The sequence below is a fragment of the Streptomyces griseicoloratus genome, from assembly GCF_014534645.1.
GTDB lineage: Bacteria > Actinomycetota > Actinomycetes > Streptomycetales > Streptomycetaceae > Streptomyces > Streptomyces griseicoloratus.
The window spans coordinates 1-219 of record NZ_JACVQF010000118.1; the positions used below are offsets into that span (position 1 = coordinate 1).

The following is a 219-nucleotide window of genomic DNA, read 5'->3' on the forward strand; positions in this document are numbered from 1 at the left end:
TGCGGCGAACATCGCGGACGTCTATCCCCTTGCCCCTCTCCAGGAGGGCATCTTCTTCCACCATCTGTTGACTGACCAGGACGGCGCCGACGCCTATGCGATGCCGATGGTCCTGGAGTTTGATTCGCGGGCGCGGCTGGATGCTTTTCTGGCGGCGTTGCGGCGTGTGGTGGAGCGGCATGACATCTACCGGACGGCGATTGTGTGGGAGGGGTTGCG

General features: G+C 63.5%; 1 protein-coding gene. It reads left to right on the forward strand.

Annotated elements, in window-relative coordinates; all coding sequences use genetic code 11:
- The coding region (locus H0H10_RS03390; protein ID WP_188179283.1) for a condensation domain-containing protein at positions 1-219 on the forward strand (219 nt) is incomplete at both ends.